The sequence below is a fragment of the Verrucomicrobium spinosum DSM 4136 = JCM 18804 genome, from assembly GCF_000172155.1.
Lineage (GTDB): Bacteria > Verrucomicrobiota > Verrucomicrobiia > Verrucomicrobiales > Verrucomicrobiaceae > Verrucomicrobium > Verrucomicrobium spinosum.
The window spans coordinates 1,120,873-1,144,445 of the sequence record NZ_ABIZ01000001.1 but is presented as its reverse complement, the minus strand read 5'-3'; the positions used below and the strand labels follow the sequence as shown (position 1 = coordinate 1,144,445).

15 protein-coding genes are annotated in these 23,573 nt (G+C 57.0%); 6 read left to right on the top strand and 9 right to left on the bottom strand.

Going from position 1 to position 23,573, the window contains the following annotated elements:
• Nucleotides 1–264: 264 nt before the first annotated feature.
• Nucleotides 265–5,799 carry an RHS repeat-associated core domain-containing protein gene (locus VSP_RS04410; protein WP_029190171.1) on the bottom strand — a complete coding sequence of 1,845 codons (5,535 nt, stop codon included), beginning with the start codon at nucleotides 5,797–5,799 and terminating at the stop codon, nucleotides 265–267.
• 281 nt (nucleotides 5,800–6,080) lie between these two features.
• On the opposite strand from VSP_RS04410, the gene VSP_RS40490 reads away from it, so the two are divergent.
• From VSP_RS40490 to VSP_RS04390, 4 genes are all read left to right on the top strand, one after another.
• Nucleotides 6,081–9,632 (top strand): glycosyltransferase family 9 protein, encoded by a 3,552-nt coding sequence (locus VSP_RS40490; RefSeq protein WP_009959029.1) that lies wholly within the window; start codon nucleotides 6,081–6,083, stop codon nucleotides 9,630–9,632.
• A gap of 44 nt (nucleotides 9,633–9,676) precedes the next feature.
• Nucleotides 9,677–10,822, top strand: a complete 1,146-nt coding sequence (locus VSP_RS04400) for a hypothetical protein (protein WP_232289542.1) — start codon at nucleotides 9,677–9,679, stop codon at nucleotides 10,820–10,822.
• A gap of 152 nt (nucleotides 10,823–10,974) precedes the next feature.
• Nucleotides 10,975–12,450 (top strand): alpha-mannosyltransferase, encoded by a 1,476-nt coding sequence (locus VSP_RS04395; protein WP_009959026.1) that lies wholly within the window; start codon nucleotides 10,975–10,977, stop codon nucleotides 12,448–12,450.
• 49 nt (nucleotides 12,451–12,499) lie between these two features.
• Nucleotides 12,500–13,321 (top strand): shikimate 5-dehydrogenase, encoded by an 822-nt coding sequence (locus tag VSP_RS04390; RefSeq protein ID WP_009959024.1) that lies wholly within the window; start codon nucleotides 12,500–12,502, stop codon nucleotides 13,319–13,321.
• Between the two features lie 173 nt (nucleotides 13,322–13,494).
• On the opposite strand, the gene VSP_RS04380 is transcribed toward VSP_RS04390, so the two are convergent.
• The gene (locus tag VSP_RS04380) at nucleotides 13,495–14,667 is read right to left on the bottom strand and encodes a zinc-dependent alcohol dehydrogenase (protein WP_009959022.1); all 1,173 of its coding nucleotides are present in this window, start codon (nucleotides 14,665–14,667) and stop codon (nucleotides 13,495–13,497) included.
• Nucleotides 14,668–14,875: 208 nt separating this feature from the next.
• Complete coding sequence (locus tag VSP_RS33840) at nucleotides 14,876–15,898, bottom strand: alpha/beta fold hydrolase (protein WP_425509795.1); 1,023 nt, start codon at nucleotides 15,896–15,898, stop codon at nucleotides 14,876–14,878.
• A 479-nt stretch (nucleotides 15,899–16,377) separates the two neighbouring features.
• Here VSP_RS33840 and VSP_RS04365 point away from each other — a divergent pair, with 479 nt between their 5' ends.
• Both VSP_RS04365 and VSP_RS04360 read left to right on the top strand, forming a co-directional pair.
• Nucleotides 16,378–16,635, top strand: coding sequence for a GlsB/YeaQ/YmgE family stress response membrane protein (locus tag VSP_RS04365; RefSeq protein ID WP_029190170.1), 258 nt, complete (start codon nucleotides 16,378–16,380; stop codon nucleotides 16,633–16,635).
• A 43-nt stretch (nucleotides 16,636–16,678) separates the two neighbouring features.
• The gene (locus VSP_RS04360) at nucleotides 16,679–17,200 is read left to right on the top strand and encodes a hypothetical protein (RefSeq protein ID WP_009959016.1); all 522 of its coding nucleotides are present in this window, start codon (nucleotides 16,679–16,681) and stop codon (nucleotides 17,198–17,200) included.
• 258 nt (nucleotides 17,201–17,458) lie between these two features.
• Here the strand turns inward: VSP_RS04360 and VSP_RS04355 are convergent, their stop codons facing one another.
• The 6 genes from VSP_RS04355 to VSP_RS04330 form a co-directional block, all read right to left on the bottom strand.
• The gene (locus VSP_RS04355; protein WP_009959015.1) at nucleotides 17,459–17,761 is read right to left on the bottom strand and encodes a hypothetical protein; all 303 of its coding nucleotides are present in this window, start codon (nucleotides 17,759–17,761) and stop codon (nucleotides 17,459–17,461) included.
• An 84-nt stretch (nucleotides 17,762–17,845) separates the two neighbouring features.
• Nucleotides 17,846–18,370 carry a hypothetical protein gene (locus VSP_RS41915; protein ID WP_156345861.1) on the bottom strand — a complete coding sequence of 175 codons (525 nt, stop codon included), beginning with the start codon at nucleotides 18,368–18,370 and terminating at the stop codon, nucleotides 17,846–17,848.
• A gap of 45 nt (nucleotides 18,371–18,415) precedes the next feature.
• Nucleotides 18,416–18,949, bottom strand: a complete 534-nt coding sequence (locus VSP_RS04345; RefSeq protein WP_009959012.1) for a hypothetical protein — start codon at nucleotides 18,947–18,949, stop codon at nucleotides 18,416–18,418.
• Nucleotides 18,950–19,081: 132 nt separating this feature from the next.
• Nucleotides 19,082–19,879 (bottom strand): PA14 domain-containing protein, encoded by a 798-nt coding sequence (locus VSP_RS04340; RefSeq protein ID WP_009959011.1) that lies wholly within the window; start codon nucleotides 19,877–19,879, stop codon nucleotides 19,082–19,084.
• A gap of 224 nt (nucleotides 19,880–20,103) precedes the next feature.
• Nucleotides 20,104–20,910, bottom strand: coding sequence for a PA14 domain-containing protein (locus tag VSP_RS04335; RefSeq protein WP_009959009.1), 807 nt, complete (start codon nucleotides 20,908–20,910; stop codon nucleotides 20,104–20,106).
• A 13-nt stretch (nucleotides 20,911–20,923) separates the two neighbouring features.
• Complete coding sequence (locus tag VSP_RS04330) at nucleotides 20,924–23,536, bottom strand: coiled-coil domain-containing protein (RefSeq protein ID WP_009959007.1); 2,613 nt, start codon at nucleotides 23,534–23,536, stop codon at nucleotides 20,924–20,926.
• Between the last annotated feature and the right edge of the window lie 37 nt (nucleotides 23,537–23,573).

Below are 23,573 nucleotides of genomic sequence, written 5' to 3'. Positions count from 1 at the left end.
CCATTGGTCTGACTTTAAATTGTATCATGCAGAAATTTCAATCCTGAAATGCCTACAAACATCGCCTTCAGAACCTTATTCCAAAAGCGATGCAGTATATGGAATGCTTATTTCTTCCTGTTTTTCGTCCAAACCCACGCAGCTATACCCACGCAAAACAGAAATATAGCACCAAGAAAGTAATGCTTCTGTAGCAAGAAGAACTTAATTGAGAGACTTGCCGTCAGTCCGGCAAGCGCGGCAATTAATGCAACTTTATTACGTTCATTCATACCAGCAACGTCCAGCAGAACATTCGGTGAAAGCGGCCATAATACCCAGTAATCCCACGCCAGCGCCCGCTTCAGCGTGCACCAAGCCAACACCGTAGCCATAGCCAGCAAGAAACACAGATGGTAGCACTTGGGTGGATTTCTGACTATTCATGCAATCCAGGACGCTTCCATTAAAACTACGTTGTGCAAGACTTAAAAACTTCCCCCCCCTTTGAAGGCAAAGGCATTCTTCGGCACTTTGACCAGGTGGAGGCAAAATAGGCCATCCCATGGCATTTAGCGGCAAGCCTGAGCCTGGATCAATACCGTTATCCACAAATCCCAGAAAATCAACAAGGTTAACGGCATTGTTACGGACATATGCATATAGATTCAATCCACCCTTCACCCCAATCGGATCTTTACTCAGCCACCTTCCCAATTGCGGAGAATAGTACCTGTGTCCGTAGTCCAGCAACCCGCTCTCCGCATCCAGGAATTGCCCCTGGAATGCAAACTCAAAGGCACACTCGCTATCATTCCTCTCGCCGAACGTCGGAGTAAGAATCTGCCGGATGCCAAATGAGCTAAACGCGTACCTTTCCGTCACTGCTCCACTCTCGTCCGCGATACTGGCCGGGCTGTAATAGTCCATCATTACATAGCGCCTCTCGTCAAGGTCTCCGGGGCTCACTGTGGCCCGATCGCGCCTCACCAGATCGTCTCGATGTCTAGCGCCCCAATAGTACTGGATGGTCGGGCTCCCCACCTCATCCTCACTCTCCTCAAGCGGTCGCCACTGGTCAGAGTAATAGCAATGCCACACCACTCCATCCACTTCCCGCGTGATCCGCCGGGTCAGCCCGTCGTACCCATACTTCGCCAGGGTCGTCCCCGCTTGCTTGACTTCAACGATCCGGCTCCAGGCATCCCACTTCACCTGCAATGACTGCGCCCAGTCACCGGCACCGTCTGGAGGCAACTCCAGCATCCGTCCGGCACGGTCCACACGGATCTCGCCAGCCCCATCACCCACCTGCATCAACCGGTTGCCCCGGTCATACACCCGTGGCTGGTCCAGCACTCCAATGCCGTCAGCAAAGGTCTGGTACCGCTGCCAGTTGCCCGTCGGATCGTACTGCCACTGTTCCGCCTGCTGCGGGATCGCCCCCACCGCAGTGAGATTCAAGTTGAGGTCACCGCGCTGTGACTGGGTTACCTGTCCCAACCCGTCATAACCAAAGTACTGATCCCAGGACTGGGACAGATTGCGGCGACGCCAGGTGCGCCACGAGTTGGCATTGAACCCGTATTGGATACGTTCAACATCCTCATCATCTTTGCGCCAGCGAATGTCGACGGTCCGATTAAACCGGTCGTAGCCATTATAGATGTCTCCGGCATCTCCAGTGGGCTCTCCCGCCAGTTTCTTGTAGGTCAATCGGCAGATCTCATCGCCAAACTGACCATTGTAGATCGCCTCCACCTGCCAGCCCACCCCAGCATAGGTGTACTCCACCATGTCTCCGAAGTCTCCGGGTGCCTTGAGCGCTTCCACCCGGTTGAAGTGCGAAGACGCCTGATGCATCGGCCCATAATGCGGATCCACGGTCTCTCCATTGGGATAGGTCAGCCGGGTAAGTCTTAGAGTATTGTTGGCACCGTTGGTCCGGGTGTAACCCACTTTGGGCGTGCTGCCGTTCACCGCCCCTGAGTGACTCTGCCAGTCTTCCTTGAGGTTTCCAAACGCATCGTAGACAAACTCCACCTCGTTGACTACGCTGCCACCGCTCGCCGCATCATAGCTGGTCACCTTGGCTGGAAGACCCCGTAGATCATACCCATTTCCAATACAACGAACGGCTCCATCCAGATGTGCCGCCAAGGTGGTTATCTGGTCGTCGAGAAGTCGGCCCAATTTGTCATAAACGTACTCATGCACCGTGCCATCGGCATCGGTAAACGTTGTTGACTGTGCCTGTCGATTGTAACCATACTGCAGTCGGGCGTAGATGCCGTCCGGCCCGGCATTCAACGGGGCAGGCCGGTCATCAGACTCAGGATAGATCTTCGCCCGCAGCAGATTGTTGCTCGCCAGGTCCGAGTCCGCCAGAGTTGTTCCATAGATCCATCGCGTCACCTGGTTGCCAGTGACCTCGTTGAGGAGCGTAAGACGCTCAAGTTGCCCGCTGGCATGCCAGGCATACTCGCTGGTCTGCGACTGCTCGGGACATCCGGGCACATAGTTTTTGATGACACGCACGCGGCGCCCGGCGTTGTCATTGTCCCACCGGGTTTCATGCCCCATCGGATCAATGACCCGGTTGGATTCCCCAGTGTCCTTGTACAGCGTGGTTGTCACCAGCAAGGTTTCAGATCGCTCAGGTGCTACTTCTGGACGGTTCAACACCGCCCCTCCGTTGGTTCCGTAGTTGGCCACCACCCGCTCCCGCCCGATCACGTCCGGCCAGTTCGCCACCCAGTTGACTCTCGCTTGCGGCTGCGCGCCTGTGGGCCCCTGAAGCGCCCCTGTTCCCGTAGCATCATGCAGACGCCTGCGCTCCGTCTGCACGATGGCATTGCCTCCGGCATCATAGACAGTCTCTTTTTGCTCAAGCACCGTGTCAGCCGATACATCGTTAGTGTCGCCGGACGGCACCCCTATCGTCCCCGGCACGCAGGCAATGTATGTTGCCGTTATCCGGTTCAGACCGTCATACGCAGTCTTGGTGAAGGAGTTTTGACCCTGTTGAGAGGCCTTGATGACGTTGTTGGCCCCATCATACCAGCTTTGCGCCGCCAACGTCTGGGTCACATCGCCCGTGGCCAGATCAACGCCGTCTTTTTCATCTCGGTAGATCCGACCCATAGCATCATAGACCACCCGAGACTGGGCCGTCCGGTTGCCCGATGCCACGCTCGTGTGATAACGCGTCGTTTGCAGCGGCTTGTCCAAGTTGTCATAGGTCAATGCGCTGATAAATACTACAGCCCCATCGCCGGCCGTAGCCGCTGTCTGACGGTTGCGATAGTCATACCCAAACGTAGAGATCCGGTCATGGCTCGCGTCAGCATCCACCTTTACTGTCAGTTCGGTCAGGTTGCCATCGCCCCCGTCCAACCCGTTGTCGTATTGATTGGCAGTGGTCTGACGCATGTTGTTGCCCCCAGCACCACCTCCCGCGGGATCACTCTCCGTCGCCCCTGCATCATTGGTGCCCACCCAATCCTCCACCACCAGACCACGGACATCAAATACTCGGCGGTCGATCGTTTGAGTAGCGTCCACCGTCCGGTTGATACGACCCATTATGTCATAACTGACAGAAGTCTCCAGATAGTTGGTCCCCATCTCCCCCTCCCCGCTTGCAGGGATCGAGTGATATACACGTATACCGACACTGCGCCCCCACGCATCATACATGAAGTGCGCCCACCTTGACCACTTCTCCTGGGGAAGCGCCTCGGAGTTGCTCAATGGTCCGCAACCACAGGTGCGCGAGGAGACAATCTCGTCCGTCACCTGGCCATTGGCACCCAGCCTTGTCAACGACACGCCACCCACCACCTGCAGATCCGGTGTCACCCCCTGCCCCGTCATGTACCCTTGCGCACGACGAACCTCGTGAGCTACGTCATTGTACACCGTGTACTGCACACGCCGCACCGGTGTGGCCGACGTGTCCCTCAAATCGATCTGCACTTCGTGCCACGGCCCACGCTCCTGCACCACACGGCCGAGACTGTCCGAGATGTAGTCCGTCACGAGGTGCAACCCGAACCCGGGCAGTGTTTCCCATCCCAATGGCACCCCTGTCATCCGGGTGGTGTCTACGTCCTGGATCACCTGCCGCAAGGCACCAGTAGCTTCCTCATACGCCTTATAGGTGATCACCCCGCGACCATTCATTAACCACACCGGCTGACCAAAGACATCATACACTGTCTTTTCAACGTACGACTCGCCTGTGCCGTTCTGAGCTTCAGAAACCTCCGGCAAAGTGGTGGTTTGCTGCAAGATTTGAAACGTTGGCATCCCCAGTCCGTCCAAATACCATGTGTAACCATACGCAGTCTTTGATGCCTCCTCGTCTGGAGCACCTAAAACGGGATAGACAAGCTTAGCAGCAACTGGATTGATAGAAGTGCCCCCTACAGTCTGCGTCGTGTATTGAAGCTTGAGATTGGTTTCCACGGCTCCCTCACTTCCTTTTTGCACACCCCGCCTGTACAGACGGCCCTCGACTGCACCGGTTTCGGGATCGCTATCCGCATAGTATTCCCAGACTTCAAGCAACCCCTCGTTCTCCCGGAGCACCACAATGAGATCAGTGCTCCCACCAGACGGTTCTGTCACGCTCTCGACTGCCGAGGGCGAAGCCTGCAAGAGGAGCCGGAAGCCCTCATCATATTCCCAGTATTCACTCCACGTATTTCCTGTGGCAGTTTCTTCCAAAATCTTAACAAGAACCTGTCCAGCCTTGTTTGTATAGACTCGCACCTCATTGCCATCAGGGCGGACTTCAGTGGTTTTCGTGGCCCAGACGTTGACCTCCTCAGTTCCAGGATCCGTTGGATTGGCGACATAGGCCAACGAAGTTGTCTCCCTCCCACCATACACCCGTTCCACCGTCACTCGCCGTTGACTGTCATATTCGAAATAGTTGTCGGCGAAGTTGGCGACCTCCGCCTCTGAAGCCGTCAGAGGATTGAGGCCAGCAGCCACCATCAACTCATAGGCACCTGAGCCCACCACATACTTCAGCCCATGCTCAAACCCGTTGGGCTGGCCGCTCTTGTAGTATCGGTAGTGCTGACGACGAACCGCCCGCCAAACTGCCCCGCCCACATCATACTCCTCAACTGTTGCAAGTTGCAGGTCACCAGTGGAGCCGAAGGGGACACTGCTGCCGTAGTAGCTGAACACCGCACGACGTACATTCTGACCATTTATAGCCAGCCGTACCTCTGAGATGACAGGACTACCAAATGCGGTAGTGTAGGTATAGTAGTAACCGCTTTTCTGCCCTTCCTGGTCTTGCTCGAAAGAGGTCATCAACGCGTTGCTGTCGTAGCTTGCGTTGGTGACCCGTCCCGCCGGATCGATCACTTGCTTGAGTCTCCCCTCGAGCCCCGCCGCGGCGCTTGTAGTGTGATCGAAGAAAGTGGTTCGCCACCCGCGCCTGTCGGTCAGTACGTATTCGTGCAGCGCTTCATCCCATGCCAATTGCTCCAGACCGCCAAACTGGGGCTCGTAGCCGCCAGACAGTGTTTTCACGAACCAGAGGCTCTGGCCTCCACCAACTACCACTGCGATCTCCTCAGGCTGCGTCGGACCAGGGGTCCAGTCGACAAATACCAAGTATTTCTGCTCCCGCACCAGCCAACCAGCCCCATTGACACCGCCACTGGGAACAGAAAGCAGGTTCGTATAGCTGCGGGTATGCCCCCACGGCAGCCCAAAGGCATCAGACGCAAGATCTACCGAGGTCAAACGGAGCGCACCCGTCGCATATTGTACGGGCTTGTCCGTCAGGCCATTCACGCACACTTCGTACGGAGGAGAATCGCATCCACATGGCTTGGTCTTTTCATCAGTCGGATCAGTCGGCCCTTTGGAACTGCGCGATGACGAACTCGATGAACTGGAGGAATTTTCAGATGACATAGGGTTTTTGCTTAGCGTTTTACGCCTATCTAAAATTGGGAATTTAAACTACAAAACATAATCTTGCCTCACGCAACATGTTTTGTGAAAATTAAACTTTTCTCTAGTTTCTATCTGAAATAAAGGAGCATACGGCTCATCATGGGCATCAGACCATAATGGAAAAGCTTATCCTGTCTAATCCACTCGCTCCGGGTGACATCGTCATGATGACGGCCGCGGTGCGGGATCTTCACCGTGCGTACCCCAAACGCTTTCTCACCGATGTGCGTACGCCATGCCCGGCCCTGTGGGCGAGCAATCCGTACATCACCCCCATCCGGGATAATGAAAGAGGGGTCCGCCGGATTGAATGCCGCTACCCTCTCATCCACCGGAGCAACTCCGCGCCCTACCACTTCATCCATGGATTTACCCAACATCTCGGTGAAGCGCTAGGGTTGCCCATTGAACCCACTCTCTTCAAAGGCGACATCCACCTCGGCAACCTCGAGCGGGAATGGGCATCACAGGTCGCTGAGATAACCGGCAGCAGCCACCCGTTCTGGATTATCGCGGCAGGCGGCAAGCAGGACTTCACCATCAAATGGTGGGACACTCCCCGCTGGCAGGAGGTGGTGGACCGATTTCAGGGACGCATTCATTTTGTGCAGGTAGGTGAAGAAGGGCACCATCACCCGCCGCTTCGTGGCGTGCTGGATCTCAGAGGCAAGACCTGCCTGCGCCAGTTGGTTCGCTTGGTCCACCATGCGCAGGGAGTGCTCTGCCCCGTGACATCGTTGATGCATCTGGCTGCCGCCGTTGAAACTCGGCCCGCAGAACTCACCCGACCTTGTGTGGTGGTGGCGGGAGGGAGGGAGCCTCCCCATTGGGAGGCCTATCCCGGACATCGCTTCATCCATACCATGGGAGCTCTGTCATGTTGCAGCAACGGCGGCTGTTGGCGCTCCCGCACTATACCTTTGAACGACGGGGACGAGAAAGACCTACCCCAGAACCTTTGCCTGGACGTGGTTGGCAACCTTCCACGCTGCATGGACATCATTACTCCCGAGCAGGTGGTGGCCCAGATCGAAAGTTACTTCCATGCGGGTGGCCCATGGAGATACCTTACTCCGGACGAGGCCGACAAACTGGCTGGCCCGATGGGATGGGACCGCAGAGAGTTGCGCTTTCGCCGATCCCGCACCCATGCGCATGACACTCGATGGACTGGCACGGCCCACGGTGAAGCCCCTCTGACCCCTGCGAATGTTCCCGCAAGGCTAACGCAGGCTATCAAACAGCTACCTCAACCCGTGGCAGGCAAACACCTGGAACAGCGAGGAGTGGTCATCTGTGGTGGAGGGCTTTCTTACCTTCCGTCAGTTTGGGTCAATGTCCAGATGCTGCGCCGCCATAGCTGCCAGCTGCCGGTGGAACTCTGGCACTTTCCTGGTGAAGTAGATCCGACGATGAAGCAACTACTAGGCGACGCTGGCGTCACCTGCATCGATGCTCATCAACACATGGACATCCTGGGCCTGCCTCGAGTGGGTAGCGGCTGGGAACTGAAGCCGCTGGCGATTCTCTACTCCACATTTGAGGAAGTGCTCTTTCTCGATGCCGACAACATGGCGGTGCGCGATCCGGAATATCTCTTTGATGATCCACACTACCGGGACACTGGCGCCGTTTACTGGCCCGACTACACCAGCCTCGTAGAAGATGACCCCATCTGGAAGATCTGCGGTGTAGACTACCGCGACGAACCTGAGTTTGAAAGCGGACAGATCCTGGTGAACAAGCTCCGCCATTGGCGACCCCTGCAGCTTGCTCTTTGGTTCAACCGGCACGCCGCCTTCTTCCGTCATTATTTCCTCGGGGACAAGGAAACCTTCCACTTTGCCTTCAGGTACCTGGAGGTGCCGTACTCGATGCCTCCATTTGCCATCGAGAATCTGGCCAACAAAACCATGTGCCAGCATGACTTCTCAGGTCGACGCATTTTCCAGCACCGCAATCTCGCCAAGTGGTCTCTTCATGGCAGGAACACTCCCATCCCGGGATTTGAGCTGGAAACCGAAGCGCTACAGAGCCTTCAACAGTTGAAGACGCTGTGGCCAGGAAGGGTTGCGACCGTTCCCCGCTGGCATGAGCATCCAGACCGCACACGCATGATGAATGCGTTTGCCGCAGCTCTCCAGTCGAAAGCCTGGCACCTGTACCATGAAGGCGGGGAAAGCTGCATGGTTAAGCTGAACGCTGAGGGACGCGTCGTCTCCCACCCCTCGTCCGCCCGCTTTCTCTACTGGGATATGAAGAAGGCCATCAACCGCCCTCGGCTCGTGCTTTCGTCCGAGAAAGGTCCCGTCGCAGAACTGGAAAAGGACCCTCAAGGCAACTGGATCGGAATCTGCACCGTTGGCGGAGATCGCAAGCGCATCGGTGTTTCCCAAATACGGAAGGCCCCCCACAGCGAGGTCACGCTTCCCGCGTATCGCTCCTTGATCTCCCAACCATGGGCATTGCGTATCGAGGGCCGCCTGCAACGAAGCCTGACGCTACGGGCGGACGGTGTGATCGGGGAAGGTGCCGGGCACATGGAAATGTACTGGCAACTGCTCACTGACGAGCAGGGACAAACCGTTCTGCATCTTCGGAATTGGGATCAACTCACCACCCGCATGACCTGGAATCCAGCCGGCTTCTGGGAAGGTGCCTGGATCAATGAAAAAGAACCCGTCATTACCTTGCGTCCCCTGCGGACTCACTCGACGGAGCAATCACCAGCATCGCTTGTTTCTCGTGCGATGTCAGGGATGCTTTTCCCGTCGCACCGAGACTGGGAGTCTGACGATTTTCAACGCTGGTGCAAGGCTATCCGCGAAAAGAGCCGATATCATCGCCGCCAATGGGAGGTGATCACCACGCTCCTCCTCGTGGAGCATCTGAAGGTAAGCCAGAACCTAAATCGCATCATCGTCCTAAGCCCCACAGACGACTCGTTGGTGGACGGGCTGGCGAATCTGGAGCTGGAGGTGGTGTGTGCCTTGGATCAGGATTGGAGCGATCTTCCTCCAAGCCATCGGAGGAACAAGCTTCTGAGCGCAAAGCGGGAATTCAACCGGAGGGGCATCACCCCTTGGCAGGTGTTCGAAAAAAGAGTGCGAGTATGGGATTCGGGTGGTGCCATCCCGGAGGAAGAAAATGATGATCCGGAACACACGGTCATCATCTGGCACAACCCCTTTAAGAAGCGCCACAGCAGCAGCGGTGACACCCAATGCCTTGATCAACTTGCCGCCACCGTACCGCATTGTCTGCTGGCGGTTCTCGTGTTTGACGTATCGATTGAGCCTGCCGAAATCGCAGCGAACTCTCGCAACGGCCCTCCCCCGCGCACCTTGCTGGAAGTCAGAGAATGGCTGGATCCAGATGGTGAGCATGCTTCTGCATCCCAATTGAGCAACCCTTCAACAGGAGCATTCCCCGGCGACAGCCCAGTTGACAACTATGTGGATTGCCCGCCCTACCAGAGCGCCCATCACCTGCGACTACGCACACCCCACGGGGTCATCACATCAGTCTGCGTCTGCTTCCCTCACCTGAAGCCTCGGCCTGATCTGGCTGCATCTGCCATCAGCACGTCTTCTCAAGCAATTTCGCCTGTCAACTCTTGGAGTCACATCCATCCCTCCATCACCCTGCACCAAGGAGCCAACTTGTGATCTCAACCCATCACCCCACACTCTGTCCTGAGCAAATCCAACATGTGTATCCCCGCTACTCCAAAAAGTTGCTGGAAGTCATGTATGAAGACTATCTGATGGAGGCTTCAAAGTATCTGGAAAGAACTGGACGATTGGATTACCACCTTCTCAGCTCATTCGAACATGAGCCGCTGTCCCCCGAGGATCTGGATCGCATCCGCGGGAGGAAGATCGTGGCCATGTCCCTTTTCTTCAAACCGTCCAACTTTGCGAGGCGTAAAGTGCAGCCTCAGACCGACCACGAAGGGCAGATCCTTGAGTCGGAGCTCAACCGCGTGCAGCACCCCATCTGGGAGAATTCACACCGTCATGAACGCACGTTCTTCCAGAACTATCTCAACCCCGTGCTTGAGAGTGACTTCCGCGATTGGGTCCCAGTCCTCTATCTCTCCAGCAACCTTCGCCATCTGGAGCCGAAATTGCGCGAAGCGGGGTTCGTTGTGATACGCATGAAGCATGAAAGCATTGCAGAATGTCCTGGTGCACTGTGGCGCTACTTGAGCTTCAACTTGCCGTGCGAATACACTTATCTCCAGGACACGGACCGCCCTTTCCAAGCTCAACGTGCCGAGCGTTTGATCAAACTTTTTGAGCTAAGACCGAACGCAGCCATCTCAAGACCCCTGCAATTCACCTCTAAAAATGGCGAAATGGCATTGATCTTGGGAAATGACTTTGCTGTGCGCCCCGCCGCTGTCGACTTCGACTGCTCACGAAGCATTCTCGGGTACATCACATTGAATATTCTGCACGAGGATCGTCTCACAAACTTCTGTCACGAACCTGTTGCTGGAAGAGATGACGCCAAGGTCGAACCGCTGTCCAAACGCAGCCAACGCGGGCATTTTGGCCCCCTCCCGCACGAACGCGTCGGACACAAATGCTATCCCTACTATCCGTTCGACGAGCAATGGTTGAAGGAGGTGGTGTACTACCACTTCAGCAACGGAAGGATGATTACTCTGATGCAGGGGGTAAGACCTGATGACGTCACGCAGGGCTTCGATATTGCTCACCAGAGAAAACACGGCAATCTCCTGGTACCCGTGGTGAATGGCAAACCACATCAGACCTCTCCTGAGGCGATCACGCGAACCTTGGGGCAACGCAGTCGAAGGCAGTCGCTTTCGCGACTTGGCACCAACTAGGCGGCTCACAAAAAAACTCCGCCAAATCCATCCTAAAATCTTCAACGTGAGTGCGGCCGAGGAATCAGAAATACAGGCGATGGCGGACATCCGCCGGCAATTCATTGAGGTTATCCCCCCCCTGCCCTTCCCACTTTTCCGGCCAAGGAATCGTGATTGCCGCCGGTGGGGACACCTTGCTCCCGTGCCTGTGGGTGCTCCTGCACAGACTCCGAGCCACGGGTTGCTCGTTGCCTGTGGAAGTATGGCACCTGGGAGAGGACGAGATGCCGGGGGACATACGAAAGCTGCTGAGTGAAAAATTTCCTTTCACCACGCTCATTGACGCGTTTGCTGTTCGTGAAAAGCACCCTGTGAAGATCCTAAAGGGATGGGAACTCAAGGTGTTCGCGATGCTACACTGTTCTTTCAAGGAGGTATTGCTGTTGGATGCCGACAACGTACCCATGGTCGATCCGACCTCAGTGTTCCAGAACCCTGCCTATTTGGACCGAGGAGCGCTTTTCTGGCCCGATCAGAACCGTCATGCGCGGGGACGCAACGCTTGGCGAGCTTTCGGCATTCCACCGGAGGACGACTGGGAAGTCGAGAGTGGCCAGGTGCTGGTCAACAAAGGAAGGCATTGGCGAGCGCTCAACCTCGCCATGCACCTCAATGAACACTCGGACTACTACTACCGCCTGTTCTATGGGGACAAGGAGTCCTTCTACTTTGCGTGGAAGTTGCTCAATGAACCCTTCGCCATGGCCCCACACCCCATGCAAAGGCTACAGCAATGGACGATGATCCAGTTCCACCCCACCACCGGCGAGCTTCTCTTCCAGCACCGACACGGGGCGAAGTGGCGAATAAGCCACAACCCAAGAATTCACAGCTTCAATGCTGAAGAAGAATGCCTGACCCACCTGTCGGAATTGCGTCAGCTTTGGCCCACTGGGGTCGAACGCCTTCATCGCCGACAGCATGACGGAGAAAAAAAGATCCTTCGTCAATTCGAAGAGGGAAAGCATTGCACGCTCAAATCGAAAAATGGTGGGTGCCACTTTCTCAGCTTTCGGCAAGATGGCGAGGTCGATGACCCCTCAGGAACTTTTCGTTGGTGGCACCCCCACGGGTCACGGCTTGTACTTCAGACTCACGATCATGCCTTTTGGGAGTTTGCTTGCATTGACGACGCTCAAGGAGATTGGCAAGGGGTCACACAAGGCGAGTTTCATGGCTCACTTCTATCGGAGCGTTCAGATGGAGACGACCAGATCCACCGTGCAGTCAGTAAGGACGCCCTTTACGCCCTCTCCATTTCCGGCATCAGCAAAAGAGCCAACGCTTTGAGCACAACTGTAACGCTGCAATCCACCGGCCTGGTCGCAGATCCCTCAGGCAATCAGACCGGCGATTGGGGAGTGCAGGCAGGCAACTTGCACCTGAGAATTCGTGGCACCCGTTGCCTCCTGAAAGCAAATGGCAGCGACTTCGTAGGTGAGTGCACGATCACCACCCGAAGGTCAGTCAAACTGGCAAGCGCCAAGTTTATCGAAGACGGACTAGGCCCCAAACAAGCAAACAACACGGACTTGCCGGCCTTAACCTCCGGAAGGGAGGTTTCAAATCAACTCACCAAGGCCTAACGTTGAGCCCGAAGACTCGACGGAGCAACAAACCCAGCAACCGATTCTTATGGAATCCTACATCAACAGAGACACCCAGCTTTGCATGTCCCTCTCGGGCCGGCCGGGAAACTTCGGCACGCGGTTTCACAATTTCCTCTATCGGGAGCTGGGGCTGAACTTTGTTTACAAGGCGTTCACCACGGGGAACCTCGCGGGGGCGATCACGGGAATCAGAGCCTTGGGCATTCGGGGCTGTGCCGTCTCCATGCCCTTCAAGGAAGACTGCATCGAATACCTCGACGGGCTGGAACCATCCGCCGCAGGCATCATGTCAGTGAACACGATCGTCAATACTGTAGGGGTGCTCAAAGGCTACAACACGGACTACACCGCTGTCTTCTCTCTTTTGAAGTCACGCGGCATCTCTACCGATCTTGATTTTGCCCTGCGCGGAAGCGGAGGCATGGCCAAGGCCGTGGCCTGTGCTCTGCGCGATGCTGGTTTTGCCAAGGGCATCATCGTGGCTCGCAATGAAACTGCGGGGCCCGCGCTTGCCTCCCAATACGGCTATGCCTGGAAGCAGGAACTCGGGGATGAAACTCCAGGCCTCCTCATCAACGTCACGCCTATCGGCATGACCGGCGGCCCAGAGGCTGCGCGACTGGCTTTCTCAGAAGCACAAGTGCGGACGGCACAAGCCGTTTTTGATGTGGTCGCGATTCCCGCTGAAACACCGCTGATCCAGCTTGCAGGCAAGTTTGGCAAACCGTGCATTTCAGGGGCGGACGTCATCGTCCTGCAAGCGGTCGAGCAGTTCGTGCTCTACACCGGCATTCGTCCCGGGTCCGATCTCATCACTCGTGCTGCAGCATTGGCGCGGCAAATTTGAGCCCTTCCCCCACGACCACGGCCGGAGTCACGCGGGGAAGGCAAGAATGGCGGCAGGGTCATCGGTCAAGGCCGGTTGCGCCTGGGTGAAGAAACGTGCCCAGATTTCATGAAACAAACCTGCCAAGGCATTGACCAGGTGACCGGAACGGGCCTTTTGCAAAAGTCTCCCCGTCATGGGCTCAGCACCACTTTCACGCAGCCATCCTGCTTGTCGCGGAACATCTTGTAGGCATCCGGAGCTTGCTCCAGAGGCAGCCGGTGAGTGATCACAAAGGAGGGATCGATTTCTCCACTCTCAATGCGAGAAAGCAGGGGGCGGAGATACCTCTGAACGTGGGTCTGCCCCATCTTGAACGTCAGCCCCTTGTTCACTGCAGCACCGAAGGGCATGTTGTCCAGCAATCCCACATAGACGCCGGGGATGGAGATGGTGCCTGCCTTCCGGCAACACTGGATGGCCTGCCGCAATGCGTGAGGCCGGTCCGTCCCCAGCATGACAGCCGCCTTGGCTTTGTCGATGATCGCATCCCAGCTACCCGTTCCATGGGCCTCCGTTCCTACGGCATCAATACACCGGTCCGGCCCTCGGCCGTTGGTCATGCTCATGAGGGACTCGTAGATGTCATCATGGTCGAAGTTGAGCGTCTCCGCTTTGCCGTGACCCGCTGCCATCGCCAGTCGTTCAGGTACGCGATCGATGGCAATCACACGGCCCGCCCCCATGATCCAGCAGCTCTGGATAACGAACTGGCCCACAGGACCACAGCCCCAGACCGCCACAGTATCGCCCGGCTCAATCTCCGCATTTTCCGCAGCCATGTAGCCCGTGGGGAAGATGTCTGAAAGAAAAAGCACCTTGTCGTCCGGGAGGTCGGATTCGATCTTCACCGGCCCCACATCCGCATAGGGGACGCGCAAATACTCCGCCTGACCACCGGCAAAGCCCCCCAACATATGAGAGTAGCCAAAAAGGCCCGCAGGCGACTGCCCCATCACTTTGCGGGCCATCTCTGCATTGGGATTGGAGGTGTCGCAACAGGAGTACAGACCTCTATTGCAGAAGAAGCAGCTTCCACAGGAGATGGTGAAGGGCACCACCACCCGATCACCGGGGCGGAGTTTTTTCACCCCAGCCCCCACTTCCACAACCACGCCCATGGGCTCGTGCCCAAGGATGTCTCCAGCCTCCATGGTGGGCATAAAACCATCGAACAAATGCAGGTCTGAGCCGCAAATGGCCGTGGCTGTTATTTTAATGATCGCGTCGGTGGGCTCCAAAATTTTCGGGTCGGGAACCGTGTCCACCCGTACGTCCGACTTTCCATGCCAACAAAGTGCCTTCATACCCTTGTGATCGCAGAAGCGATTTTGCCTGGCCCCAATTCGTTGCCCACCCGATGGGCATCTCATCCGTCGGTCTGACAATCCAAAGGCTCCAAACTCGTGATATTCAAGGATGGGAGGTCTGCCTCCTGCCCTCCCCTCCCGAACTCAAGGTCGCCCGTATCGTCGGCTATGGAAGGCGCTCTGGCCCAACAGGGCCGCGGATGGGTCATTGTTTTTCAATTCCCCCGGACCACTTCGCCCGGCACATGTAAGCGAATTCGCTTACCGCGAGAGCGAAGGTTTGATGGTGCTCGATCAGCCCCAGGTGTTTGGCAGGTGAGAGGGTCATCATTCGAGCGTTGGGGATGTTCGCCTCCATGACCTTGCTTGCCTCAGGCAGGGTGGTTGAGTCCTTGTCGGCCGCCACGATCAAGGCAGGAATGCCAATGGCCGGCAGAGTCGGGAGCGCGTCGTAACTCATCATTCCAAGCATCCCACGTGCAACGACGGCCGGTGATGCTTGTGTCTGGAAACCAGCTGCAAAGTCCACCTGTTCCCACGTTTCTGTCCCGGCGAAAGATCCACGCATCACGGAGAGATGGGCCAGTCCGTTTCGGTATGCCAACCAGTTGAGGATCCAAAGAAGAGGCGAGAGGGCAATTGTAAGATACATCAGCGGCCTCAAAACGGGGGTCTCCAGGGCAGTGTACAAAGCCGCTCTGGAAGTGGTGCGTGTCGGATTTGTAGGGGTCGTATGGGTGAGCACGATCCCCATCACTTTCGTTCCCAGAAAGGCAGGATACAGGCGGCAAAAGGTCAGATTGATCATTCCCCCAATGCTGTGACCCACGAGAACCACGGGTGTCTTGCCGCCTCCAGCGAACTCTACCACCGCGTGCAGATCATGGGACAGCTTTTCGATCGAGTAGTCGCGGTTCGAAGGTCGGCTCGACCGTCCCAATCCTGGCTCGTCCCACACGATCAAACGAAATCTATCTCCCAGATCACGCTTGAGATCATTCCATTCCGCACCGTGCAGTCCCCACCCATGCGTGAGCACGAGCGGGATCCCGTCTGCTGTACCGTGCACTTCCACATACAGGCCCGAACCGTCCGGCCTTTTCAGATGATGTTGCGCTAGGGGTATGGGCGCATTTCTCGGGTCCTTCGCGGTATTCCCTTTTGCGGGACGGATCACGCGAAGCACTGCCCCGATGATTCCACCACCCCATAGAGTCAGTAAGAGCATCAAGACTGCCGCCAGCAGCAAAGCCGTCTGCCCATTGAAGCCCCAGTTGGGCGTGAACACGGAAACGGACAGAACCGGATCCCAGCCCCAGCAAGCCTGCTGCCACTTGTACCCGAAATAGGCGGCGGCCCCCACGATGCCCAGGGACATCAAACTTAGGAGCCAGGTTTGGAGAATCAGAGTGGGAATCATGTTGAAGCAAGGCCGTATGCACCAGCTGATCGGTGCCCGTTCCCACGATGGCTGCTCCAACATCATTCTCTCCCCAAAGTCTCCCAGAGGGCTGACCCATCCATACGCCACGCATGGCGCACCGCATCCCATCAACAGCTGACAGGCGGGACATCCGTCTCCACCGGGTTCCATGAACCTACCCTCCTTTTCTTCATTTGGCGGAAATAATGTAGGCGCGGTCCGCCATAACATGCCGATCTCATGGCACCGGGCCCACGCCCGCATAAACTCAACCACCTAAAAATATGTCATTCATCTGGATGTTGATCATCGGCCTTATCGTAGGAGCAGTCGCCAAGCTTCTCATGCCCGGCAAAGACCCCGGCGGAATCTTTATCACCATGGTGATCGGCGTCGTGGGCTCCTTTCTCGCTGGCTTTCTGGGCCGGACGCTGGGGTGGTACAATGAAGGTGAACCGGTGGGGTTCATCGCCTCCGTGATCGGGGCTGTTTTACTGCTGGTCCTCTACCGGATGGTGACAGGCAGACGCCGGATGGCTTAGCCCAATCAAAACTGCACACGAACATCAAACCAAAAAAATTCCCATGAGCACATCCCAAACACAGAGACAGAACCCTTCCGAGGGCGACCGGAACGAGGACCCTATTACGGGTGAACCGGGCTCCCATCCCGTGGGCACCGGAGTAGGTGCAGCCGGCGGTGCCGCCGTGGGAGCGGCGGTTGGCGCGGTCGGAGGTCCGGTAGGCGTGATCGTAGGCGGGGCAATTGGTGCCGTTGCAGGGGGCCTCGCGGGCAAAAGCGTCGCAGAAGCGGTGGATCCCACCGTTGAGGACACCTACTGGAACGAAAATTACCGGAACGAGGAATACGTGGATGCCGACACCACCTATGATGATCTGGGACCGGCCTACCGGACTGGATACGAAAGCTATCGCTCGGGCCAGTATGCGTCATATGACGAGGCGGAAACAGATCTCGAGCGAAACTGGGAGTCCGTAAAAGGCAAGTCCCGGCTCGCGTGGGAAAAAGCCAGACACGCCTCACGAGCTGCGTGGGACAGGGCGGAACGAGCCCTGCCAGGTGATGCCGACCGGGACGGCAAGTAAGTCCCCCCTTCCGGTGGCCCAACCCGCAGCACGAGCTGCGGGTTTTTTATATTTCAATTTCCTTGAACTCGCTATGCGCGTGACCGTGGGGTCAGGCATGCAAAAGCTGGTCTTACAGCTTTTGAGTCCAAAACTGGATCATCTACCGAAGACACGTCCAGGGCTTATCGTTGATGCTGAAGGGGACAATGCCACAGGACAGGCTATTTCGAGATCAGCCACCTCGTAGGTTCAGGAGAGTTTTGAGGGAACAACCAGCTATTCCCCGGCATTCTGCTGGGAGGCATGTTCACCAAACGCCCCCCTGTTAGAAATTGCTCGAATCGCCTCTACCAAGCCAAACACGAGAGTGCCCATCAAGAGCCAACGCACCGCGATCCATGACCAACCCACTCCATCCCTCAAGAACGCAACATCTGGAGCATCCTTTCCTGCATGCAGTTTTAGCGCCTGTTGCACTTGAGAAGTCCACGCAGTCAAGTTTTCCAATGCCACGTTGCCAATCAGCAGTGCCGGAATCGCGAACAGCCAAAGCCAAACCAGCAACAAACGATCTTTCATAGCTACTTTCCTATAGTAATTGCATGTCGCAGGACAAATGTGCCAGAGGACTGGCCATTGAGCAAGTGGCAGTGACGAGAGCTTCTACAGCGGAGCCTCTACGTACGCTTCAAACAGCTCCTTGATGCTGGGATACGCCTCTGCCAGTCCAGCCTGATAGCTCACGACGCCAGGCTCTTCGGACTCATCATGCCAGATCAGATAAGTTTCTTCCTGCGCCTCAACGTCAATGGCAAACAAGCTTAGCTGATTCCATTCACGCTCTGCTGGCGGCGAGGTCAGCCAGTTGTCCATTCTTATCTCAATCGCAGTAATCCATGGGCTACCGCACCACAGCCCTTCCATTTGCGAGGGTGAAAGAATCATCTGGCCGACAATCGCATGCTCCCAACAACTGGTGTAGCTGTACAAACAGCGCAACATCGGAGAGACAGGCTTGTAGACTCCCTTGGCCAATGCAGGAATATGCGACGGAATGCATTCCTGCGGCGGATGGACAATTTGATGCGGCACCTCATCTTCCGCGGTGGCCAATTGATCAATTAGATAGCGGCAAATTGCTTCATTTTTCTCACGCACATCGCCAAATAGGTTTTGAAGTCCATTCATGACGCTACAGCTTGCGGCATCCTTTCTTGGGGGGAGTGCCAACTTCTATTTCCTACCAGCTTCAACCTTCCAAGGTTCCATCTCGGCGGCTGAAAACGCCACCCCTGGCATGGCCAGAAGTAGTTTGCTTCCTTCCACTGAGCGAAAGTGCCAACCCTTTTTCTCATCCAGACTAGGCATGTACACCGGATCCTTTTTACCTCTAAAATCTGCTTCAAACATACTGATCTGATCATGCTCTCCCAGAACCAGGAGGTAGCCGACACGATCAGCAACGACCAGCACCATTCCCCGGTGCAAGTCCATAACTCTATGCTCAGGCGGCGTCGGCACCGCGCGGTCAGCAACTATTTGCTTCCACAGGGCAACATCCAGATCCTCCAGTTTTGCGGTTTGCTTGTAAAATGTGACCGTAAGATTGCGCACTACCTTTCCCTCAACCAAGACTTCGGAGAACTGCACCCAATGATCTCTCACTGGAGCCCATCGGTGGGATGCTTCTGACTCCTGAGCGAGCGAAGGACCACGGATCGCCAGAGCCACGACCAGCATGATCAGATTTTTGATATAGCTTCTCATGGTTCAATCAACTTATGGGGTCTTTTGGCACATGATGATTCTCTGTCGTGAATTCAACTGCTTTTCGCAGTTTGTGGCAACCCGTCATCTCGCAATGATCGAGTGCCACTCCAGCGTCTTGTTCACCCATCCCTACCGGTGACACGTCCAGGGCTTCCCATTGATGCTGAAGGGAACGTCCTTTTTCTTGTCGTTGTCCGGACGGGCTTTTACCTGGAAGAGGGGGAGGATGGGATTCCCTCCTGATTCTTTCACAACTGGATAGGTCTCCCCTTTCTTTTCGATAAGAAGCCAGGCACCGAAGAGATTGCCAGGGAATTCACCGACGAGGATGTCGAGATCGATGATCTGGTCCTTTTTGCATTCGAACCAGTCGCCCCGCTTCATGACGCCAGCCCAGCAGGGGATACGCTCCTTGGGCGACGGTTCCACCCAGTGACTGTGATCCGTCATGCCGCTGAAATGCGAGACCAGCACCGTGCGGCCATTCACCCCCACCGCCAGCACATCATCAGCCACGCCCACGAAGCGATAGGTACCGTCCTCAGGCGGTGACACCTGCCCTTTGTAAATCACGAACCAGCTGGAAGGCCGCACCACGTTCTCCAGATGGAACGCCTGGGGAGCTGCCGCAGCCTTCATCGTGGGGATCAACACCTCGGTGGCATAGACCGGCTTGGTGCCCCGGAAGAACCGGCTCAAGACATTTTCATCCCAGCCGCTGTCCAAAAATTCGCCCAAGGTTTTCAGATAGTCATTGGGCACAGACTCCCGCTTCTGATTCTGCTTCAAGTCATAGAAGATGCCAATCATGGCACCGTCGGTCTTCTCGGATGAACCAAACGCCGCCGGCCCCAATTCCTGCGCGACAACCGCTGGGACGGCCAGGGGCATCAAGGAAATAAAGATGAGGAGAAGGACTCGATTCATGTGGCGGCAATTTCGGTTAAACCACAGAGGCACAGAGAACACAGAGGGAGATAATGCAGATGAGGTTTAGACAGAATTAACAGAATTTACGGAATTAGGGTTCAACTTCTGGATCACCGTGTCTGCGCACCCCTGTTCGCAGTTAAAACCAGAATTCTGTTAATTTTGTTAATTCTGTCTGAAAATCAGTCTCTGTGCCTCTGTGGTTAATTCAAGTCTTCTCCCTACCGATGCTGCTTCCACAGCAGATCTGATTTCAAATACGGTGGTGACCGGCCATCGTCCTTGCCGGGAATATTCTGCCGGGCGAGTTGGAACACTGGAAGCACGAGCTTGCCGTGGCGGTCCTTGCCATAGGTTACACCCTGCTTCTGGAAGAGCAGGAAGGCACCGAACTCCCCGCCCGGGCGCTCGCCCACCAGCACATCCAGATCGACAGGCTCGTCCTTCTTCATCGGGACCCAGTCGCCATACACGAGATTGCCGTTGAAGGCATTCGCCCCCTCTTGTGGATCGGAGGATTTCCAGACGCTTTTCATCTCCATGTCGGGGCGGGCACCAATGCACACCGTCTTGTTGTTCACGGCCACCGCCAGCACATCATCGGCATAACCAACGAACCGGTAGGTGCCGTCCTCCGGAGGCGAGACCTGTCCCTTGTAGTGGATGACCCAGGCAGAGGGACGCATCACATTGTCCACGCCATAGGCCTTGGGGGCCACGTTGGCCGAGATCTGCGGAATGAAGATCTGGGTGGAGTAGAGCGGCCGGGTGATGCGGAAGAAACGGTTCAGCACCAGCTCATCCCAGCCCTTCTGAAGGAACTCTTTGATGACATCAGGATACTCGCCCGCAGAGACATTGGACGGCTTGCGTGCTTGTGTCTGTTTGAGGTCGTAGATGATCGCGATCAGCCCGGCAGCATCCTTCTCCTTGCTGCCAAAGAGGATCTCATCCTCCTCTGCCGCCCTGGAGACAACGCAGCAGCCCAGGACGAGCACGATCAAAAGGTGGCTCAAAAGTTGTTTCATTGATGCGCTGCTGTCAGGGCGTGGGCACCTGGCCATCTGCCAGATTGCGAATGTACTGCTGGACCAGCGCCTCGTACTCGGGGGAGACCTTTTCCTGCTTGAGCAGATCCAGGGCATCCCGCTGGCCGCCACGCAGCTTCGAGATCGCGGAGAAGTCCGACACCTCTGACCTGCTTTCCATGAACTCGCCCCGCGAGTTCGCATTCTTGGAAGATGAAGGCTGGCTCTTCCCCTGCTGTTGGCCCGGTTTGGCCGCGTTCTGGGCCATCTTTTGATCCTCCGCCGCCTGCTGGGCGGCCAGTTGGGCGGCAGCCTCTTGCAGGCCAGCCAGGGCTTGGTCTGCATTCTGCAGCGCCTCTGCTGTCTTCTCCGCCACCTTTTCCGATGGCAGAGCCTGCGGAGTGTTCTTGTCCAATCCCGCTTTGGCTTCACCGGCGTTCTCCTTGCCCTCTTGCAGAGCCTCGCCCACGCTCTTGGGCACAGGGCTGGCCAGAGCCGCTGCCATCTGGTTCGCCTTGTCGAAGGCCTCTGCCGCTTTGCCGAGGCGCTCCTGCACCTGCTCCGCAGGCGTCCCCTGCTCCGTCTGTCGCTGGGCGAGCTGCACCTGACTGCGGGCATTCATCACCTCGTTCACCGCAGATGCCAGGGCTTGCTGGGCAACATCCTGCTGGGACTGCAGCATCGCTTCAGCCTGCGCCTGCAACTGCTCACCGGCAGCGTTGAGTTGATCCGCCACCTGCTGCTGCGTTTCGCCGAGCTTCGCCTTCTGGTCTGCCTGAGCCAGCATGTTCTGCTGCTTGAGTTGCTCGGAAGCTGACTGCGAACCCTTGGCCGCCTCAGCCGTCTTGGCCCCCGCAGCCTGATTGAGTTTGGTGGCTTCCGTCTGCGCCTGCTGGATCTGTTCCGACAAAGCAGCCTGCTTCTGTTGCAGCTCCGCCTGGGCCTCTGCACCAGCAGCTTCTTCCGCCGCCTCTGCCAGTTGCTCCTGCTGCTGGGCCAGCGATTTCAGTTTCTCTGCCGCGGCGGCCGCCTGCTCCGCCATTTGAGCTGCATCCGGCTGCTGGGCACGGGCTTCTGCCAGCGCTTGCGCCTTGTCCTGCAGCGCCTTGCTGGCTGACTGCAACTGCTCCGACACCTTCTTTTGGGCATCCGCCACCTGCGGCTTGTTCTCCGGGGCATCGAGGAAATTCTGCTGCCCGAGCATCTCTTCCGCCCGGTTGGATTCCTTGGCGGCTTCTTGCGTCTTCTGGCCAGCTTCGGGGCTCAGGTTTTCAATCGCCTGCTGCGCGGACTCCACCTGGGCCGCGAGCTGGTCCTGCTGCTTCTTCAGGTCCTCCTGTTTGGCCCCGGTGGCCTCCGCCGTTGCTTTGGCGAGGTCGTCCTGTTGTTTGGCCAGATCCTGGAGTTTCTCCGCCAGCGCCCGGGCCTGGCGCTCTGGCTGTGAGGCATCATTCTCAGCAATCTGTTTTGCCTGCGCGGTGAGGTTCTCTGCCAGGGCCTCCATCTTGTCCGCGAGCGCCTGCTGGGTGTCCGCCACTTCCGCCACCTTGTCGGCCTTGGACAGCAGATCCTGGGTGTCCAGCTTCTCAGAAAGCTGGTTGGAAGTTTCCTCGATCTTTTTCGCCTCACTCACGGCCTGTTGATCGAGCTTCTCCAGCGCCTTTCTGGCCAGCTCCATCTGATCGGAGAGCTTCTCCTGCTCCTTCTTCAAACTCTGCTGGTCGGCCGTCTGGGCCTTCGGCGTGGATTGGGCAAGACGCTCCTGCTGGGCCGCCATCTGACGCAAGTCCTTCGCCAGCTCCTGCAACTGCTGCTCCTTGGGCTTCCGCGCATCCAGGTTTTCCATCACCGCCATGAGCCCTTCATGAATGCGGTCCTCGACGTGGGCGGCCTCGTTGAGATTGCGCTGAAGCTTCTCCACCGCCTCACGGGGCAGATTCTCCAGACCCCGTCCCTTGGCCGTATTGAGCGCCTCCCGGAAGGCATCTCGCGAGGGGCTCGCATGATTGGCCAGACGGTCCAGCGACTCCTTCATGAGGCGCAACTCCTCCTGTAGACCAGTCTGTTCTGACTTCGTGAGCGCCAGGGCCCCCGCTTGCTCCGCCGGCAGTTCTTCAGGGCGGTGATGCTGCTTCGCCAGCCGCTCGGTCTCGCGTTGATTGGTCTTCTGCCGCAGGGCCAGCGCCCGCAGCCGCTCCCGCAGGGTGGCTTCATCACGCTGAAGCAGCAGGCGGTCTGCCATGGCGCGCAGTTGCGCCTGGATGGTCTTCTGCCCGGTGCTGGCAGAGACCAGTCGGGACTTGGTCTGATCCACCTGATCTTGACGGCTGGCTTCACGCAGCAGCCGCACCACCTCAGGCATGTTCTTCTCCGCCACACCGTCCAGCTGGCCCAGCACGTCCTTCAGCTCGCCATGCTCGCTTTTGGTGAACTGGTACTGCCCCAGTTCCCCCAGCACCTCCAGCATCTCCACCTCCTGTCGGCGCGTTTCCAGCCGCAATTGCTCCTGGGACACGCTGCGCTGGTAAGCAGCCGTGCGAGGCGGCAGGGTGGTCTGCGCCAGCAGAGTGCCCGTGAGGCAGCAGGGCAGGACGAACGCAGTGGCCAGGGCGGGATGCGGTTTCATGGCGTTCAGAGTGGGGATAAATACGGGGCTGCAGGCG